Here is a 16,194-nt window from a genome sequence, read left to right as displayed (position 1 = left end):
GCGACGGCAGGGGTTGCACCCTTGCCGCCGTTCGCCTTCAACCGGCTGAAGGAACGTGGTTGGCTGGCGCTGCTCCGGTTACGCCCCACCGCTGCAGCATCCATGCGTCCAACACGGCAATCTGTTCCGCGTTCAGTCGCAGGCCCAGCTTGTTGCGGCGCCACACGATATCTTCGGCCCTGCGCGCGAATTCGCGGTCCATCAACCAGACGGCTTCGCGTTCGGTCAGTGTCGCACCAAAGTCCTGCCCCAGTTCGTCACGCGATGTTGCGCCTGCCAGTACGTCCCATGCCTCGGTGCCGTAGGCCCTGACCAACCTGCGTGCCCAGAATGCATCCAGAAAGTTGAACTCGGAGGACAGGCGCGCGACGAGGTCATCGAAGCCGCCCACGGCGAAATCCCCTCCCGGCAGGGCGATCCCGGCTGTCCAGGGACCGGGCAGGTCAGGGAAGTAGCGGCCGATCTTTTCCAGGGCGCCTTCTGCCAGACGTCGATAGGTGGTGATCTTGCCCCCGAACACGTTCAGAAGGGGTGCGCCGCCGTCGTCATCCACCTTGAGAGTATAGTCGCGGGTCGCCGCCGTAGCGCTGCTGGCCCCGTCGTCATGCAGCGGGCGAACACCGGAATAGGTCCAGACGACATCCTTACGAGACAGCGGCGTTTTGAAGTATTTCGAGGCAAAAGCGCAAAGGTAGTCCTGCTCTTCTTCGGTGCAGACGGGTTTTTCCGAAAGGACCGCATGGTCTTGATCGGTGGTTCCGATCAGCGTGAAGTCAGTCTCATACGGGATCGCAAAGATGATGCGCCCGTCTTCGCCCTGAAAGAAATAACATTTGTCGTGGTCGTAAAGCCTGTGGGTCACGATATGGCTGCCGCGCACCAGACGCACGCCATCACGCGATTGCGTGTGGACGCGATTCTGAATGATATCGCCAACCCACGGTCCGCCCGCGTTGACCAGCATACGTGCCTGAAATGATCGTGTGCCTCCCGTATTACTGTCTCTGACCGAGATTGTCCAAAAATCGCCGTCACGCCTTGCCGCGACCACCTCGTTTCGGACAAGAATTTGCGCGCCACGCGCCGCGGCGTCGCGCGCGTTCAGGACGACGAGGCGGGCATCTTCGACCCAACAATCAGAGTATTCAAAGGCGTGCCGGAACTTTTTCTGCAATGGCAGGCCTTCAGGGGTATTCCGCAGATCCAGCCGCCGTGTGCCGGGCAGTACCTTGCGACCGCCCAGATGATCGTAAAGAAAAAGACCCAGCCGGATCAGCCAGGCTGGCCGCCGGCCGCGCATCCACGGCATGACCGTATTCAGAATGCGCGAAGTCGGAGTTTCCGCGTCAAAGCGCATATCGGGATGGTACGGCAGGACAAAGCGCATTGGCCAACTGATATGAGGCATGGCCGACAGCAAGGTCTCACGCTCGATCAGGGCCTCGCGCACAAGGCGCACTTCGAAATACTCCAGATAGCGCAAACCGCCATGAAACAGCTTGGTCGATGCTGACGAGGTAGCGGAGGCCAGATCGTTCATTTCCGCAAGCACGACCGATAGGCCCCGACCAGCGGCGTCGCGCGCAATGCCGCATCCGTTGATACCGCCACCGATGATGAAAAGATCACAAATCTCGGGTTTTTGACCGGGCATTTTGGAGTGGCTCCACGCTCTGGGTTTTGCGCGCATCTATGCGCCAGTTATTCGTTTCGTCAACATTAATTTTCGTTTTATTTCGTTTTGGCTTGATTGACTTTCGCATGCGTTCACGCAAAAACACCAAGAATAGTCCAACCCCCTTCAACGGTGCGTTCGGAAACAGCCGAGAATCCCAGCATGTCCCTTTCGTTCAGACAATCGGATATTCTTGAAATTGCCCGGACCGAAGGCCGGGTTACGGTCGAGGATCTGGCGGAACGCTTTGGGGTTACGGTCCAGACCATTCGTCGCGACCTTGGCGAGTTGTCGGAGGCCGGAAAGATTGACCGCGTGCACGGCGGGGCGGTTCTGCACTCGGGCGTGTCAAATATCGGATACGAAGACCGGCGCGGTTTGAACGAGGACGCGAAAACCAGAATTGCCGAAAGATGCGCACGGGATATTCCGGACGGCGCGTCGATTTTTCTGAATATCGGCACGTCGACCGAGGCGGTCGCGCGGGCGCTGCTGGCCCATAAGAACCTGATGGTGGTTACGAACAATATGAACGTGGCCAATATTCTGGTTGCCAATCCAGATTGTCAGATCATCGTCGCTGGCGGAGTTCTGCGCCGGGCGGACGGAGGATTGATCGGCAACCTGACGGTGGCCGTGATCGAACAATTCAAGTTCGACTATGCGGTTATTGGCTGCTCGGCTCTGGATATGGACGGGGACCTGCTGGATTTCGACTTTCAGGAGGTCAAGGTCAGCCAGACCATCCTTACGCAGGCGCGAAAGAGCTTTCTGGTTGCGGACCATTCCAAGTTCCAACGCTCTGCCCCTGCGCGCATTGCGTCGATGGAGTGTATCGACAGGTTTTACACCGATCAGGCCTTGCCCCCCACCCTGGCCGAGAAATGCCAGGACTGGGAGACTGAGGTCGAGATTTGCGGGTAGAACGGCAAGACCGGGGCGGCAGCCCCGGGCAGGTCAGGCGCTTTGCAACGCCGCACCGTCGACATCATCCGACAGCCGCCTAAAGAGGATCCGACGCCGGAAGGAAGCAGCCACCCCTGAGCTATGACCGCTTACGATGTCAAAGTCATGGGCATCCAGCCGAACATCCGCCATTTTGTTTGTGTCAAGCTTGAACTTCATTCGGGTCCGGTTGCTCGTTGGGAGTTGTAGCCCTATGGGCCGACCATCCACGGACAGAATGAACTGCAGCCCTCCGTACCGCTCGCCCACATCCACGTCGAGTTCCACCTGAACCTGGTCGGTAACGACCGGTACATCCAGAATGATTGAATCAAGCGCGATGGGCCGACCATCCACCCGCAAACCCACATCGAAATCCTGCTTAGGCAGCCCGCTCAACAGCTTGGCGGCATGGCGGATCAGATCGACGTCACCGCCCAGCAGGTCGTCGCGAGTCAGGTTGTGGAAATGATCGCGACGAACGCCATCCTCTTCAATGGGAAGGCCCTGGTTTTTGCCCACCCTCGTGCAGCGTCGCACCGCGTAATGCGGTTTGGGTTCGACTGGCGCCTTTCCGGGCGGCAGGTAGTCGAGCGTTTCGCCGGGGGTAACCAGATCGACGCAATGGCGATGCGGCCACATATTGGCCCCGCCCCCTCCTGTGCTGGGGTCGACGCCGATGACGGGCCCGATTTCGTGATCCTGAAAACTGGCCGCGAAGATGTCGCCCGAACTGTAGGTAATCGCGTTGGTGACCAGCGCAATCGGCCCGTAATAGACCTGCCCGATATCGTTGGCAGATTGCGGGTCTGTCAGCGTTTCCTGCCCCGAAAACATATTGCCGACGTCCACGGCCGGAGACACCCTGTTGCGCCAATCCCGGAGAGGTTTTGCCTTGCTTTTGCTGGACCATACGATCTGTTCCACCAGCGTTGTTGCCAGAAACTGAAAAGGCAACGGCGTGATGACACGTGGTGTCAGGAATTGCAGGACCCGTTCGGCGGCGACCACCTGTCCGCCCGGATTTGATCGAACGTCAATCAATAGCCCGGTCTGTGGAATGCTGAACAGAATCTTGAGAAAGCCTTCGACGAATTTCTTTGGGCTGCAATCAAAGTGCACGATCCTGACAAGGCCGAACTTGAACCCGTCAGGCCCATGGTCGACCTTGATATTGTGCACTTCGAACACGCCGGGTGGCAGGCCTTCGATTTCGGCGGGAATCTTGATGATGCGTTCCTTGCGGTCGATCTCGCTGGGCCGTTGGAACAGAGTATTCCGCACGGTCGATTCATACATCGAGCGGTGTTCCATCGAGGGGTCCGACGTGGAGTTGTTCTGAAAGTTCTTCTTCAATTCCCACATGGCCTGAACCGAGGCCACCCTGCCCTTGTCTTCGTTGTCCAGAATGACACGCCAGGGAAAACGGATTTCGCGAATGACCTCTTTGTCTTCTTCATCCCAATAGCGGTACGCGATCGTAACATAGTACTCGCTGGGCGGAAGCGAGCCACCGAACCACCTGACCGTCATCAGACGCAGACCCAGAGCGAATTGTGCATAGATGTTCGAGCCCTGCTCTTCCTCGCCGATGCGTCGGATCGCCTCGTGGATCGGCATTCCGTTCCAACTCAGGATTTCGACGCCGGGCTTGAAATAAGGATGTTTGAAATCCGCGAGCAGCCCTGAAACGATGACCGTACGCTCGGCATCCGGGTCGAAACTGTCTTCGCTGAGGTCTTCGACTTCACACACCTTGCCATGCACAGGTGCGTCGCTGTCGATGACGTGAGCATCCAGCAGGAATGGCAGGAACGCCACCATGTTTGAAAAGGGCGGAGGCATCACATAGGCTGTGTGAATATCCCGCAACCCCTTGAATATCTTCATTATGTGAAGGTGAAATTCGTATCCGTCCAGCTTGTCGCAGCGTCGTTTGAGCTGACGCAGAGCCGTCACCGGATCGACCGCATGCCTGGTTCGTTTAAGTTCCCGATGAACATAGAGCTCGCTGAGAACAAGAATGGACTGATCGATGATCTTGCGCCGGTCACGGGTGGAAAGGGGCTCGGTTTCCGGCATCGCCAACGCTTCGCCCACTGCGTAGGTTTTGCCAACGCTTTTCAAAGCTTGCGCCAACGCCGGAACTTCGATTTGTGCGACGCGGTCCGTTGCGTCGTCGGCATAGGGACTGCCGCGCAAAACCATCGGGTTTCGAAGCGGCGCACTGCTGCGCTTGGTCACTGTGATCTCCTGTATTTTGCGGATCGCGATCCCCCGAAATCGCGATGCCGTCTCAGATCCGTCGATCAGGGGCGTCGGAGGGAGAAATTCGGCCTGCGATCGACGCAAGCGTGTTCGCAGTATGCGTCGCGCTGATACCTATCAGACCTAGATGGCGGCGGCTGAGCGGCATCTGATCCAGCGCTTCATCCAGATCGTCGCGATGATGCGGATCGACGCGGCCGTGGAAATGATAGGTTCGAAAGGCTTCTTTCGGCAAACCGCTTTCGCGTTCAAGCTTGTCAATCAACTGGTCACTGGGGGGTGCGGATTCCAAAAGCGCGATGCAACCCAACAGCATGACCGGATGATAATGGTGGATCCAATAGTATTGCGCCCCCATCATCGAGGCCACATCGCCAAGCGGCAGAACGTCAAGGACGTCTGCCCGTGCAAACCCCGCCGCTTCGAGATCGTCGAGCGCCCATAAATCATGGTCACGTTCTTCGCCTACATGCTTGGCAAAATAGTCGCGCAAATGGCGGCACAAGGCGTCACGCTCGGCCATTTCCGCCGCACGATCCCGCGCGGCCTCCATCAATGGGACGGTGGCACGCATGATTTGTTGAAGCGTGACAAGAAAACCCGGAATTAGGTCTGGCAGGTCTGGCCGCGCCCAGAATCTGGCGAATGCCTCATTCGCGGCAGAGCAGGTCAGCTTCATCTTTGTGCGAACGATCTGGCTGTTGGAAAGTTTGCCTACGACAGAAGCATTCTCATTCATTGCTCGCCTCAAAATTTCTAAACATTTGGTTAAGTTTCGGCTGGAAAGGGCAGAAATTCAACAATATTCGTTGACACGCTGGCATAATTTGTCGTGCATAGAGTTTGTTAATAATTTTCGGCATTCCGCCGGAAACCTACAGAGGGGGAATGAAGTCATGGCCGAATCTTCGAATTTGGATCGCTTGGTCAACGCAGGAGCCGTTCAGGACGCAAGCCACATTTCAGATGACCACAAGCGCATTTTGAACGAGGAATTCTCGAAAGAAGAAATCGACGCGATTATCAAACTCAAGGACAAGATCACCGGTATGCCGTTTTCGTCCGACGGTGATGAAGATGGCGGCATGGCCGCGCTTTAAGGTTACTTGAGTGCCGTCTATCGCCAAGACCGTACGGCACCTTTTTGGCCACGAAAACTCGGTCAAGGTCTCGCTTGATTTCCCAAGGACCTTGACCGCCGAACAGACACTCGAGAAATGTGACAGGATCAGGTCCGCGCTGCCGATAACACGGGTGGCCGATCTGACGCCTTTGGATCGCCTTGGGTTACCGGTCTATTGTGCTGTCACCCCTCTCGCCCGCGATTTGACCACGCATATGGGAAAAGGGCGCAGCAAGGCGGCGGCAAAAGCAAGCGCCATCATGGAAGCGTGCGAAAGGGTCACAGCGGAAACGATTCCCCAAGGAGCCATTCGGGCCAGCTTTTCCAAGCTGTCGGAATGCAATTCCAACGCGTTGGACCCTCGGCTTCTTACTCTTCCACCTGGCACCCGATTTGACCCCGATCGTGAAATTACCTGGCTCGCGGCAACCGATCTGAAAACGGCACGTGATGTCCTGGTTCCTGTGGACATGATGGTCTGCCCGCCGGTTGACGGCCTTTTGCACCTGCCGGACACGAACGGGCTCGCCTCGGGCAACACCCTCCTCGAAGCGGTCGTGCACGGGCTGTGCGAGTTGGTCGAGCGCGATGCAATCAGTCAACTGCTGTTTTTTGAACTCTATGGCGAAGCAGAAGACACGGCGCCGACGTGCCGGAGAATTGCCGCCGAGGCTGACCTGCCGCAAACCTGTCGGAATCTGATCGGCGAAATCGAGGAAGAAGGGCTGTCGGTTGAGCTTGAGGAAATTACTCAGGACATCCGCATCCCCGTTTTTCGCGCCACCATTATCGATGGGTCGTATCCGACGCCTTCGGGACCGCAAAAAAAGAAGTTTCCCGGCCTTGGCTGTGCGCCGAACGCCGGTGTGGCCCTGTCCCGGGCCTTGACCGAGGCCGTTCAGTCGCGTCTGGCCCGCATTCAAGGCGCGCGAGACAGTTTCAACAGAATGCCGCAAAGCAAACGCCCCTTTCCGTTTCACCCTGAGGCTATGGAATTCAGCACATGGAGCAGCGTTCCCAATTTTGAAAGCCACGATCTGGTTGATGATCTGGCTCACATTCTCGGCGCATTGCAGGTTGCCGGGTTTTCGCAAGCTTTGTTTGCAGACCTGACCCGCAGTGATTTGCAGGCGGCGGTTGTTCGGGTCTGCGTTCCGGGGCTGAGCGTTTTTCTGGTGGACCAAAGCCGCGTCTCGCGACGGGATCTGAGATGGCTGGTATAGATACACCTGACTTCACGACCCCCGCGGCCCCTCCGCTGGTCTTTGTCGGCCCGTCGATCCCCGCTGAGGAAGTCCGGCGCATCCTGCCGAATGCCGAGCTGCGACCGCCTGTGCGTCGCGGTGATCTGCACTTGGCCCGCATGTTACGCTACTCTGTTATGGTCATCCTTGATGGCGTGTTTTCGCAAAACGACGCGGTATCGCCGCGCGAAGTTGCCGATGTTTTGCGGGACGGAGCAGTTGTCGTTGGTGCAGCAAGCATGGGAGCGCTGCGCGCGGTGGATTGCGTCCCTTTGGGGGCCATCGGCATGGGCCGGATTTTCCGCATGTTCCGACGCGGGTTGATCGACAGTGAGGACGAGGTCGCCGTGACCTTCAATCCCGAGCGCCCTTATCCATCTCTGACCTTGCCACTGGCCGGCGTGCGGATCGCCCTGCGCCGAGCCGTTCGCCGGAACCTCATTTCGCTGCAAGAGGCCAACGCACTTTGCCAAGCCGCACAAAACCTGCACTATTCCGAACGCACGTGGCGCGCCATTTTTGCCGCCAGCCAGAACCAAGAACCGTCTACCGGGATGTCCGACTGGCTCAGGGATCAAGACCCGAAGCGCGAGGATGCCCGCAGCGCGTTGAAGCTGGTGGCGCGACTGATGAAACGGGACCCCGGTTGGGCTACGCGCCCACGTGCGACACGCGTTCCGTTCAGGGATCTGGACGATCTGCGAACCAGCCTGCCGGGGTCTGCGCTTGGACCAGATGTTGGCGAACATGACGCAGGATTCGTTTTGTGGTTGCTGATGACCGGTCGCGCAAACCGGTGGCTTGGAAAAAACCGGAATGCGCTTGAAGAATTGCACAGTATTGACCCAATCCTGCCAGACAAATGGACCAAGTACCTTGAGCAACTCGATTGGCGTCACGTCAAATGCAAACATATTGATCAAGCAATGGCTTTTTCCGGTTTCCTGATTGACCAGGTGTCCCGTTCCGGCGACATTGACGCAGAGCGTTTCCGTTTCAAGGCGGTCTCAGAATTTCTGAGAGCGGTTGAGGATGGTGCGCTGGGTGACGAGGAACACAGGTTGTTGCAATACCGGATCGCCGCCGAACACAGGGCGGAGGATTGGAATTGTCTGATGGCCCGTGCATCCCCAACGGTTGGCGATTTGGTATCGGACTTGGCAAGGCAATGGGCACAGGCCAAGGCCGCGGTTGAAAGAAAAATCAAGACGAACGGAACCGACGATGAATCAAGCGGCGATTGAACAAAAAGCTGAGCACAGAACTGATGCCGTCAGCAGAACGATGATGTTCACAGACATCGAAGCATCAACGGCTTTGCTGCAGGCGCTTGGCGATGAATACCCTGCCGTTCTCAGGCGCCACCAGGATATCGTTCGGGAATGCTATGCCCCGTTTGGCGGCGATGAGGATGGTACGCAGGGTGACTCGTTTCTGGTCTTGTTCGACACCCCGCGCCAGGCCTTGGGCGCGGCTATTGAAATTCAGCGCAGACTAAAAACGGAACAGTGGCCACGCGGCATCGACCTGCGTGTCAGAATCGGACTGCACGAAGGACCGATACAGCAGCTGGGAAAACAACTTGTCGGCTATGACCTGCATCTGGCCGCGCGCATCGGAGATACCGGACACGGTGGACAGATCGTATTGTCGCGAAACGTCTATCAATTGCTGGAACAAGATGATTTCGCGGCCTGGGACGTAAAAGTTCGACCGCTGGGTGTTCATCGGTTGAAAGCGATCCGATATCCCGAAACACTTTTTGACATTGTCGATCCGCAGATTTGCATCGACTTTCCACCGCTCCGCACTCTGGACGTACGTCGTACCAACATCACTCAACCCTGCGGCCCGATCGTTGGCCGCGATCGGGAAACTTCCGAGATCATGGGCTTGCTGAACGACTCCTCGGATCGTCTTGTTACGGTTACGGGCATGGGGGGCACGGGTAAGACGACTTTGGCGCAACGCGTTGCCGCGCTTTGGCTGCGCGACACCGAAGACGGCGCGTATTTTGTCGATTTCAGCGGTCTCGATACCCCGGGACTGGTGTTGCCCAGTATCGCTCAGGCACTGGGCGTGCGTGACTATCCCGGCCGCCCAATCAGCCTCGATATCGCATCCTTCATCGGCACCAGCCGCATGCTTTTGGTGCTCGACACCTTCGAGCACGTCATTGATGCGGCCGTCGCCGTGTCAGATCTGTTGGACGATTGCCCCAATCTGCGCCTTCTCGTCACCAGCCGGGCTGAGTTGCGAGTGAGAATGGAAAAGATCTATGCCATTGATCCGCTCAGCCTGCCCAAGGCCAGCGACCCCACCCCCGAAACAAGCGGTGCCATGCGGCTGTTTGTAGAGGCGGTGCAAGCGGAAACGTCGGACTTTCAGATTACCGCCGACAACCGGGCGACGGTGGCAAAAATCGTTACCCGACTTGAAGGAATACCGCTTGCGCTCAATCTGGCAGCCGCACGCATGTCTTTGTTGTCGCCGCAACAGCTTCTGGAGCGGCTGGACAAGAAACTGAAGCTTTTGCGCAGTTCGCAACAGGATTCCGGGCGTCATCGGACGCTTCGCAATGCCATCGAATGGAGTGAAAGCCTGTTGAACGAGGAGGAACGGCAGACCTTTTTGGCCCTATCCGTTTTTTCGGGTGGCTTCCGCATCGACGATGCAGAGGACACTTTGTTGGAAATATCAGATTTTGATGCGGACGTCCTTGAGGCCGTGGCATCGCTGACATCCAAGAACCTGCTCTATCGACGTGTCGCCAACGGCGCCCCTCGATTCGGAATGTTTGATATGGTGCGCGAGTTCGCCACGGAGTTGTTGGAGAAAAACGGTGACTTGGAACAGGCGCAAACTGCGTTCATCGATCAGTTCGCACGGCTTTGCAAAACCTGCGGCGCGTATGTTCTGACCCACGAACAAAAACGCCATGTCACACGGCTGAGTGACGAGGCTGACAATATTCGTGCCGCTTTGCGCATTGCCCTCGGGCGTCAGGACATCGAGACCTGCGCGCGTTTCATAGACGCACTCTATTGGTACTGGATATCTCAGGGTCAGTTTACGGAAAGCCTTGACTGGATCAAAAAAACGGATGAACTCGCCTCCAAGTTGGGTGACAGCGCTGCCGCTGCGAAAATCAATTTGGCCGCTGCCTATACCAAGGCCATGGCGGGCGATTACGAAGGGGCTTACCTTCACGGTCAGAAGGCCGAGCGTATCTTTACTGAATTGAACGACGAAGATGCCACGAAGAAAGCCGCCATGATCCACGCGATCTGCGGGGCTGCGACCGGCAACATCGAAGATCCGAGTGAAACAATCATGGGCTGCATCCAGCACATGCAGGCCAAAGGCGACAATTATTTCACTGCGCTCGGTTTGCTTATCATGGGCGAAGGCGCGCGCATGGAAGGCATGAAAGATGCTGCCGAAGAATGCTATGGTCAGGCGCTGGAGCTTTTGACGTTGGAACGAAACACATTCTGGCCCGGGCTATTGAAACAGAACGTCGCGCATTTCCGGATCGCCGAAGGCAAAACCGACGAGGCGCTGGCACTTTTGGGCGAGGCGTTCGATCTGGGGCGGGATTTCGATTATCCGCCCGTAATCAACCTTTGCGTCGCCGCATATGGAGGCGTTGCAATGAAACATGGAAACGCCGAGAAGGCGGCGCGTCTGCTTGGAGCCGTCGAGGCAAACATGGCCAAGATCGGCGCAAAGTTTGAACCGACGGACAAGGCCGACATTGATGGCTATATTGCGCAAGCTGTCGAAGCGCTGGGGCGCGAGAAATATGACGAGTATGCCAAAGCCGGTGCTGCCACTCCCTGGGTGAACATTCGCGAAGAAGCGCGCTCTTCCGGCAACGACGGTTGATGGACCGCTGACGATTCTCCCGGCAAATTGCTATTGCCGGGAGATGATCACGTAACGGTTCTGTCGAACCTCTGGGTCAATCCTCGATAACCGCGAATTCAAATTTCCGGGGTAAAGAATTGATTTATTATCTGTTTTCATCATTTTACTTTAAGTTCAAAATTTTTATTGTTGAAATAAATACCGGTTGCTAAAGTACCCTGTAACTGGGGTTCGCAATGCATATCTCTGGCTCTCATGTTGTCGTAACCGGTGGAGGAACCGGAGTTGGTGCAGAATGCGCCCGTCAGTTCGCTGATGCCGGAGCGAAAGTGACGATCCTCGGACGCAACGAGGACAGGCTGAAAGCACAGAACCTTTTCTATCAGATCTGCGACGTGACGCGGCCCGGGGATGTCGAGGCGGCGTTCGCAGTGGCTCGGCAGGAACAAGGCAAGGTCACGATCGTCGTAGCCAATGCGGGTGCGGCGCCTAGCAAGCCATTTTCGAAGATGTCCAGTAGCGATTTTCAGCAGGTGCTGGATGTGAACCTGTCTGGAGTTTTCCACTGCTATCAGGCTGCCCTACCGGACATGCAGGAGGCCGGGTATGGGCGCTTGATCGCCATAGCTTCGACCGCTGGCCTGAAAGGATATCCCTATGTCTCGGCGTATTGCGCGGCCAAGCATGGTGTCGTGGGGTTGACCCGTGCTCTGGCTCTGGAACTTGCACCATCGGGGATTACCGCGAACGCTATCTGCCCCGGGTTTGTCGCAACTCCTTTGCTGGAGCGTTCAATAGCCACCATCATGGAAAAAACCGGTGCGGATCGGGTACAGGCCGAAGCCGCCCTGAAACGTTCCAATCCGCAAAACCGTTTCATCAACACTGACGAGGTCGCCGCCGCCGCCTTGTGGCTGTGTTCAGAGGCGGCGCGCGGCGTCAACGGTCACACGATGACCATATCCGGAGGTGAAATATGACCCGCCCCGCCTCAAGAACCATCGAAGCGCCAAGCAAGGAACGCCTGCGACTTTGGTTGCGCTTGCTCAAGATGTCACGTGGGGTCGAGGCACATCTGCGCGCAAAACTGCGCAGTGAGTTCAACTCAACCCTGCCGCGGTTCGATGTGATGGCTGCTCTGTCAAGACACAAGAACGGCCTCAAGATGAGCGAGCTTTCAGGCGTGTTGCGGGTGTCGAACGGCAACGTCACCGGCATCGTGGATCGCCTGGTCGACGAGGGACTGGTCATGCGGGTGGCGGTCGAGGGCGACCGGCGCGCCTCACTGGTGCGGCTGACACGCAAGGGCGAGGCCGAGTTTGCGACGCAGGCGGCGGCCCACGAAGGATGGATCGACGAGCTGCTTGGGACGCTCGATGCGGAAGAAGCCATGGTATTCAGCACCAAGCTGGAGACGTTGGTGAAATCGTTGGACGAGGGCAAATGACAAACATGCGAAGTGACACCAGACATTTCCTTTGTGATATCTCCGATGGCATCGCGACGGTTGCCCTGAACAGGCCTGACCGGAAGAACCCGCTGACCTTTGACAGCTATGCCGAATTGCGCGACTGGTTTCGCGACCTGGCCTACTCCGATGACGTCAAGGCGGTGGTCTTTGCGTCGAACGGCGGTAATTTCAGTTCTGGCGGCGATGTCCATGACATCATTGGGCCGCTAACCCGGATGAAGATGAAGGAATTGCTGGCATTCACCCGGATGACCGGGGATCTGGTCAAGGCGATGGTGAATTGCGGCAAGCCGGTAATTGCCGCCGTCGACGGGATTTGTGTCGGTGCCGGTGCCATCATTGCCATGGCAAGCGATCTGCGCATTGGAACACCCGACGCAAAAACTGCTTTTCTGTTTACCCGTGTGGGCCTAGCCGGATGCGACATGGGTGCCTGCGCCATCCTGCCCCGGATCATTGGCCAAGGGCGCGCCGCCGAGTTGCTGTATACCGGCCGTTCCATGAGCGCCGAAGAAGGCGAGCGCTGGGGGTTTTTCAATCGTCTTGTGCCTGCAGGAAATTTGGAGGCAGAGGCACAGGACCTGGCGGCCCGTTTGGCCGCAGGTCCGAATTTTGCGCATATGATGACCAAGACAATGCTCGCGCAGGAGTGGTCGATGTCCGTTGAACAGGCCATCGAAGCCGAGGCGCAAGCACAAGCAATCTGCATGCAAACCGGCGATTTTGAACGCGCCTATACCGCGTTCGTCGCCAAGGAAAAACCGGTGTTCGAGGGGGATTGAGTCATGGTGGATCGATCCTTTCTGAACTGGCCTTTTTTTGACCAGAGGCATCGGAAGCTTGCCGATGCGCTGGAAATGTGGGCCGGTCAGGAACTTGTGAGGATCGACCATTTCGACACTGATGCAGCCTGCTGTAGCCTTGTTGCCTCACTTGGTCAGGATGGCTGGTTAAAACACACCGCGTCAGATCAAGGGGGCGATGCGCTTGACGTCAGAACCCTGTGCTTGATCCGGGAAACGCTGGCCCGGCACGATGGTCTGGCGGATTTTGCCTTTGCCATGCAAGGGCTGGGAACAGGTGCAATTTCACTTTTCGGCACTGCCAAGCAAAAAGCCGAATGGCTGCCACTGACAACAGCGGGCAAGGCGATATCGGCCTTTGCCCTGACCGAGCCGCAATCGGGGTCAGATGTCGCCAATTCCACGATGACGGCGACTCGTGACGGTAATGACTTTGTTCTGAACGGAGAAAAAACCTGGATTTCAAATGGCGGCATCGCCGATGTCTACACGGTGTTCGCCCGTACCGGAGAGACCCCCGGTGCCAAAGGACTGTCGGCCTTTGTCGTGCCCGCCGGTCTGCCCGGTTTTGAAGTGTCCGAGCGGCTGCACACGATTGCACCACATCCCCTTGCTACTCTGCGCTTTTCGGAATGCCGCATTCCCGCCGCTGCCATGATCGGTGCGCCCGGAGACGGATTCCGGATCGCCATGTCGGTTTTGGATGTGTTTCGCTCCACCGTGGCGGCAGCCGCGCTAGGGTTTTCCCGCCGCGCACTCGACGAAGCCCTGACCCGAGTGCAGGCGCGCAGAATCGGCGGCGCGCCCTTGTCGGATTTACAGATGGTGCAAGGCCACATTGCCGATATGGCCGTGGATGTGGATGCCGCAGCCCTGCTTGTTTACCGCGCCGCGTGGACCAAGGATTCCGGAGCGCCGCGCATCACGCGCGAGGCAGCCATGGCCAAGCTGTTTTCAACCGACCGCGCCCAGCAGGTCATCGACCGGGCCGTGCAGCTTTTTGGCGGCGACGGGGTGAAATCGGGGGAAATCGTCGAAAAGCTGTACCGCGAAATCCGGGCGCTGCGCATCTATGAGGGCGCATCGGATGTGCAGCGCGTGGTAATCGCGCGGCAAACCCTTGGCGCGCATCAGGGAGGATGACATGCTGAGACCATCTGCCCATATTGACACCTTCGCGCGGGACAACTTGCCACCGGCAGATCAATGGCCGGACCTGCTGCTTGACGCGTTCGACTATCCGGATCGACTGAATGCCGCGGTCGAGTTGACGGACCAGATGGTGGAAAAGGGGTTTGGCGACCACACTGCACTGATCGGGAACGGGCGCCGCCGCACGTACAAGGAGTTGACGGACTGGAGCAATCGCATCGCTCATGTTCTGGTCGAGAATCTGGGTGTTGTGCCGGGCAACCGCATCCTGATCCGTTCCGCAAACAACCCGGCAATGGTGGCCTGCTGGCTGGCCGCGACCAAGGCCGGTGCGGTCGTCGTTAACACGATGCCAATGTTGCGCACAGGTGAGTTGACAAAAATCGTGGACAAGGCGGAAATCACGCATGCGTTGTGCGATACGCGCCTCAAGGACGAATTGGTCGCTTGCGCCAAGGCATCGAAGTATCTGAAAACCGTTGTCGGCTTTGACGGCACTGCCAATCACGACGCCGAACTGGACCGGCTGGCGTTGGAAAAGCCTGTGCACTTTGACGCCGTCAAGACCAGCCAGGACGATGTCGCGCTTTTGGGGTTCACTTCTGGAACCACCGGCTCGCCCAAGGCCACGATGCATTTCCATCGCGATTTACTGATTATCGCGGACGGCTATGCCAAGGAGGTTTTGAAGGTCACGCCAGAAGACGTGTTTGTCGGCTCTCCTCCATTGGCATTCACTTTTGGTCTCGGAGGGCTGGCGATCTTTCCGCTTCGGTTCGGTGCGGCGGCGGCCTTGCTGGAAAACGCCTCGCCCCCGAATCTCATCGAAATCATTCAAACCTATAAGGCAACAGTCTGTTTCACGGCGCCGACGGCCTATCGAACGATGTTGGCGGCGATGGAAGAAGGGGCCGACTTGTCCTGCCTGCGAGCGGCGGTGTCGGCGGGGGAAACCCTGCCCGCCCCAATTTACGACGACTGGATGGCAAAGACCGGCAAGCCGATGCTGGACGGCATCGGCGCGACCGAGATGTTGCATATCTTTGTCACCAATCGGTTTTCCGACCACCGCCCCGCCTGCACGGGCAAACCGGTCACGGGATACGAAGCGAAAGTCATTGACGATGACGGGGCCGAACTTCCACCCGGAACAGTCGGTCGCCTTGCCGTGCGCGGCCCGACCGGTTGCCGTTATCTCGATGACGAGCGACAGAGTGACTATGTGCTGGATGGCTGGAACATTACCGGCGACAGCTTTACCATGGATGCGGAAGGGTATCTGCATTTTGCCGCCCGAAACGACGACATGATTCAAAGCTCGGGCTACAACATTTCAGGTCCCGAGGTCGAGGCCGCGTTGTTATCACATCCCGCGGTATCCGAATGCGCGGTGGTGGCAAAACCGGACGAGGCGCGCGGCAACATCGTTCAGGCGCATGTGGTTCTGAACGAAGGCCATGCCCCCGATGAGGCAACGATCAAGGCGTTGCAGGATCACGTCAAGACGACGATTGCACCGTACAAGTATCCGCGCAGCATCGTATTCACGGGTGCGCTACCCAAGACGGCGACCGGGAAAATTCAGCGATTCCAGTTGCGTGAGGGCGGAAAATGATCTGCGTGCTTGCACCTTGGGAGAAACC

Annotated in this window: 13 protein-coding genes; 10 read left to right on the top strand and 3 right to left on the bottom strand. The window is 57.6% G+C overall.

The window, feature by feature from the left end; genetic code table 11:
• Positions 1 to 37: 37 nt before the first annotated feature.
• A complete protein-coding gene (gene glpD, locus ACR0LZ_RS02075) occupies positions 38 to 1,654 on the bottom strand; it encodes a glycerol-3-phosphate dehydrogenase (RefSeq protein ID WP_480748116.1) in 1,617 nt (538 codons plus the stop codon).
• A 183-nt stretch (positions 1,655 to 1,837) separates the two neighbouring features.
• Between glpD and ACR0LZ_RS02070 the strand changes: the two genes are divergently transcribed.
• Entirely contained in the window at positions 1,838 to 2,599 is a 762-nt protein-coding gene (locus tag ACR0LZ_RS02070; RefSeq protein WP_480748115.1) for a DeoR/GlpR family DNA-binding transcription regulator, read from the top strand.
• A 33-nt stretch (positions 2,600 to 2,632) separates the two neighbouring features.
• Here ACR0LZ_RS02070 and ACR0LZ_RS02065 read toward each other — a convergent pair whose 3' ends face one another.
• Together ACR0LZ_RS02065 and ACR0LZ_RS02060 are read right to left on the bottom strand one after the other, a co-directional pair.
• Positions 2,633 to 4,864, bottom strand: a complete 2,232-nt coding sequence (locus ACR0LZ_RS02065; RefSeq protein ID WP_480748114.1) for a S41 family peptidase — start codon at positions 4,862 to 4,864, stop codon at positions 2,633 to 2,635.
• A 52-nt stretch (positions 4,865 to 4,916) separates the two neighbouring features.
• Entirely contained in the window at positions 4,917 to 5,627 is a 711-nt protein-coding gene (locus ACR0LZ_RS02060; protein ID WP_480748113.1) for an iron-containing redox enzyme family protein, read from the bottom strand.
• A 157-nt stretch (positions 5,628 to 5,784) separates the two neighbouring features.
• Between ACR0LZ_RS02060 and ACR0LZ_RS02055 the strand changes: the two genes are divergently transcribed.
• The 9 genes from ACR0LZ_RS02055 to ACR0LZ_RS02015 all read left to right on the top strand — a co-directional run bounded on the left by ACR0LZ_RS02055 (position 5,785) and on the right by ACR0LZ_RS02015 (position 16,166).
• Positions 5,785 to 5,988: a hypothetical protein gene (locus ACR0LZ_RS02055; RefSeq protein ID WP_480748112.1), complete on the top strand. Its 204-nt coding sequence runs from the start codon at positions 5,785 to 5,787 to the stop codon at positions 5,986 to 5,988.
• A 10-nt stretch (positions 5,989 to 5,998) separates the two neighbouring features.
• The gene (locus ACR0LZ_RS02050; protein WP_480748111.1) at positions 5,999 to 7,234 is read left to right on the top strand and encodes a YcaO-like family protein; all 1,236 of its coding nucleotides are present in this window, start codon (positions 5,999 to 6,001) and stop codon (positions 7,232 to 7,234) included.
• Positions 7,222 to 8,499, top strand: coding sequence for a TfuA-like protein (locus tag ACR0LZ_RS02045; protein ID WP_480748110.1), 1,278 nt, complete (start codon positions 7,222 to 7,224; stop codon positions 8,497 to 8,499). The genes ACR0LZ_RS02050 and ACR0LZ_RS02045 overlap by 13 nt, the downstream gene beginning before the upstream one ends.
• Positions 8,500 to 8,542: 43 nt before the next feature.
• Positions 8,543 to 11,143, top strand: a complete 2,601-nt coding sequence (locus ACR0LZ_RS02040; protein ID WP_480748109.1) for an adenylate/guanylate cyclase domain-containing protein — start codon at positions 8,543 to 8,545, stop codon at positions 11,141 to 11,143.
• Between the two features lie 218 nt (positions 11,144 to 11,361).
• Complete coding sequence (locus ACR0LZ_RS02035; protein ID WP_480748108.1) at positions 11,362 to 12,105, top strand: SDR family NAD(P)-dependent oxidoreductase; 744 nt, start codon at positions 11,362 to 11,364, stop codon at positions 12,103 to 12,105.
• Positions 12,102 to 12,572 carry a MarR family winged helix-turn-helix transcriptional regulator gene (locus ACR0LZ_RS02030; protein WP_480748107.1) on the top strand — a complete coding sequence of 157 codons (471 nt, stop codon included), beginning with the start codon at positions 12,102 to 12,104 and terminating at the stop codon, positions 12,570 to 12,572. The genes ACR0LZ_RS02035 and ACR0LZ_RS02030 overlap by 4 nt, the downstream gene beginning before the upstream one ends.
• Before the next feature lie 5 nt (positions 12,573 to 12,577).
• Positions 12,578 to 13,378, top strand: a complete 801-nt coding sequence (locus tag ACR0LZ_RS02025; RefSeq protein WP_480748429.1) for an enoyl-CoA hydratase family protein — start codon at positions 12,578 to 12,580, stop codon at positions 13,376 to 13,378.
• A gap of 3 nt (positions 13,379 to 13,381) precedes the next feature.
• Positions 13,382 to 14,542 (top strand): acyl-CoA dehydrogenase family protein, encoded by a 1,161-nt coding sequence (locus ACR0LZ_RS02020; protein WP_480748106.1) that lies wholly within the window; start codon positions 13,382 to 13,384, stop codon positions 14,540 to 14,542.
• Position 14,543: 1 nt separating this feature from the next.
• The gene (locus ACR0LZ_RS02015) at positions 14,544 to 16,166 is read left to right on the top strand and encodes an AMP-binding protein (RefSeq protein ID WP_480748105.1); all 1,623 of its coding nucleotides are present in this window, start codon (positions 14,544 to 14,546) and stop codon (positions 16,164 to 16,166) included.
• Positions 16,167 to 16,194: the final 28 nt, after the last annotated feature.

The organism is Ruegeria sp. CI1, from assembly GCF_056536925.1.
Note: the sequence above shows the minus strand (reverse complement) of the source record. Positions and strands in the feature narration are given on the sequence as shown.

Excerpts from the sequence above, each read along its gene's own strand:
- glpD (WP_480748116.1), bottom strand. The coding sequence starts at position 1,654 with ATGCCCGGTCAAAAACCCGAGATTTGTGATCTTTTCATCATCGGTGGC.
- ACR0LZ_RS02070 (WP_480748115.1), top strand. The coding sequence starts at position 1,838 with ATGTCCCTTTCGTTCAGACAATCGGATATTCTTGAAATTGCCCGGACC.
- ACR0LZ_RS02060 (WP_480748113.1), bottom strand. The coding sequence starts at position 5,627 with ATGAATGAGAATGCTTCTGTCGTAGGCAAACTTTCCAACAGCCAGATC.
- ACR0LZ_RS02055 (WP_480748112.1), top strand. The coding sequence starts at position 5,785 with ATGGCCGAATCTTCGAATTTGGATCGCTTGGTCAACGCAGGAGCCGTT.
- ACR0LZ_RS02045 (WP_480748110.1), top strand. The coding sequence starts at position 7,222 with ATGGCTGGTATAGATACACCTGACTTCACGACCCCCGCGGCCCCTCCG.
- ACR0LZ_RS02040 (WP_480748109.1), top strand. The coding sequence starts at position 8,543 with ATGTTCACAGACATCGAAGCATCAACGGCTTTGCTGCAGGCGCTTGGC.
- ACR0LZ_RS02035 (WP_480748108.1), top strand. The coding sequence starts at position 11,362 with ATGCATATCTCTGGCTCTCATGTTGTCGTAACCGGTGGAGGAACCGGA.
- ACR0LZ_RS02030 (WP_480748107.1), top strand. The coding sequence starts at position 12,102 with ATGACCCGCCCCGCCTCAAGAACCATCGAAGCGCCAAGCAAGGAACGC.
- ACR0LZ_RS02025 (WP_480748429.1), top strand. The coding sequence starts at position 12,578 with ATGCGAAGTGACACCAGACATTTCCTTTGTGATATCTCCGATGGCATC.
- ACR0LZ_RS02020 (WP_480748106.1), top strand. The coding sequence starts at position 13,382 with ATGGTGGATCGATCCTTTCTGAACTGGCCTTTTTTTGACCAGAGGCAT.
- ACR0LZ_RS02015 (WP_480748105.1), top strand. The coding sequence starts at position 14,544 with ATGCTGAGACCATCTGCCCATATTGACACCTTCGCGCGGGACAACTTG.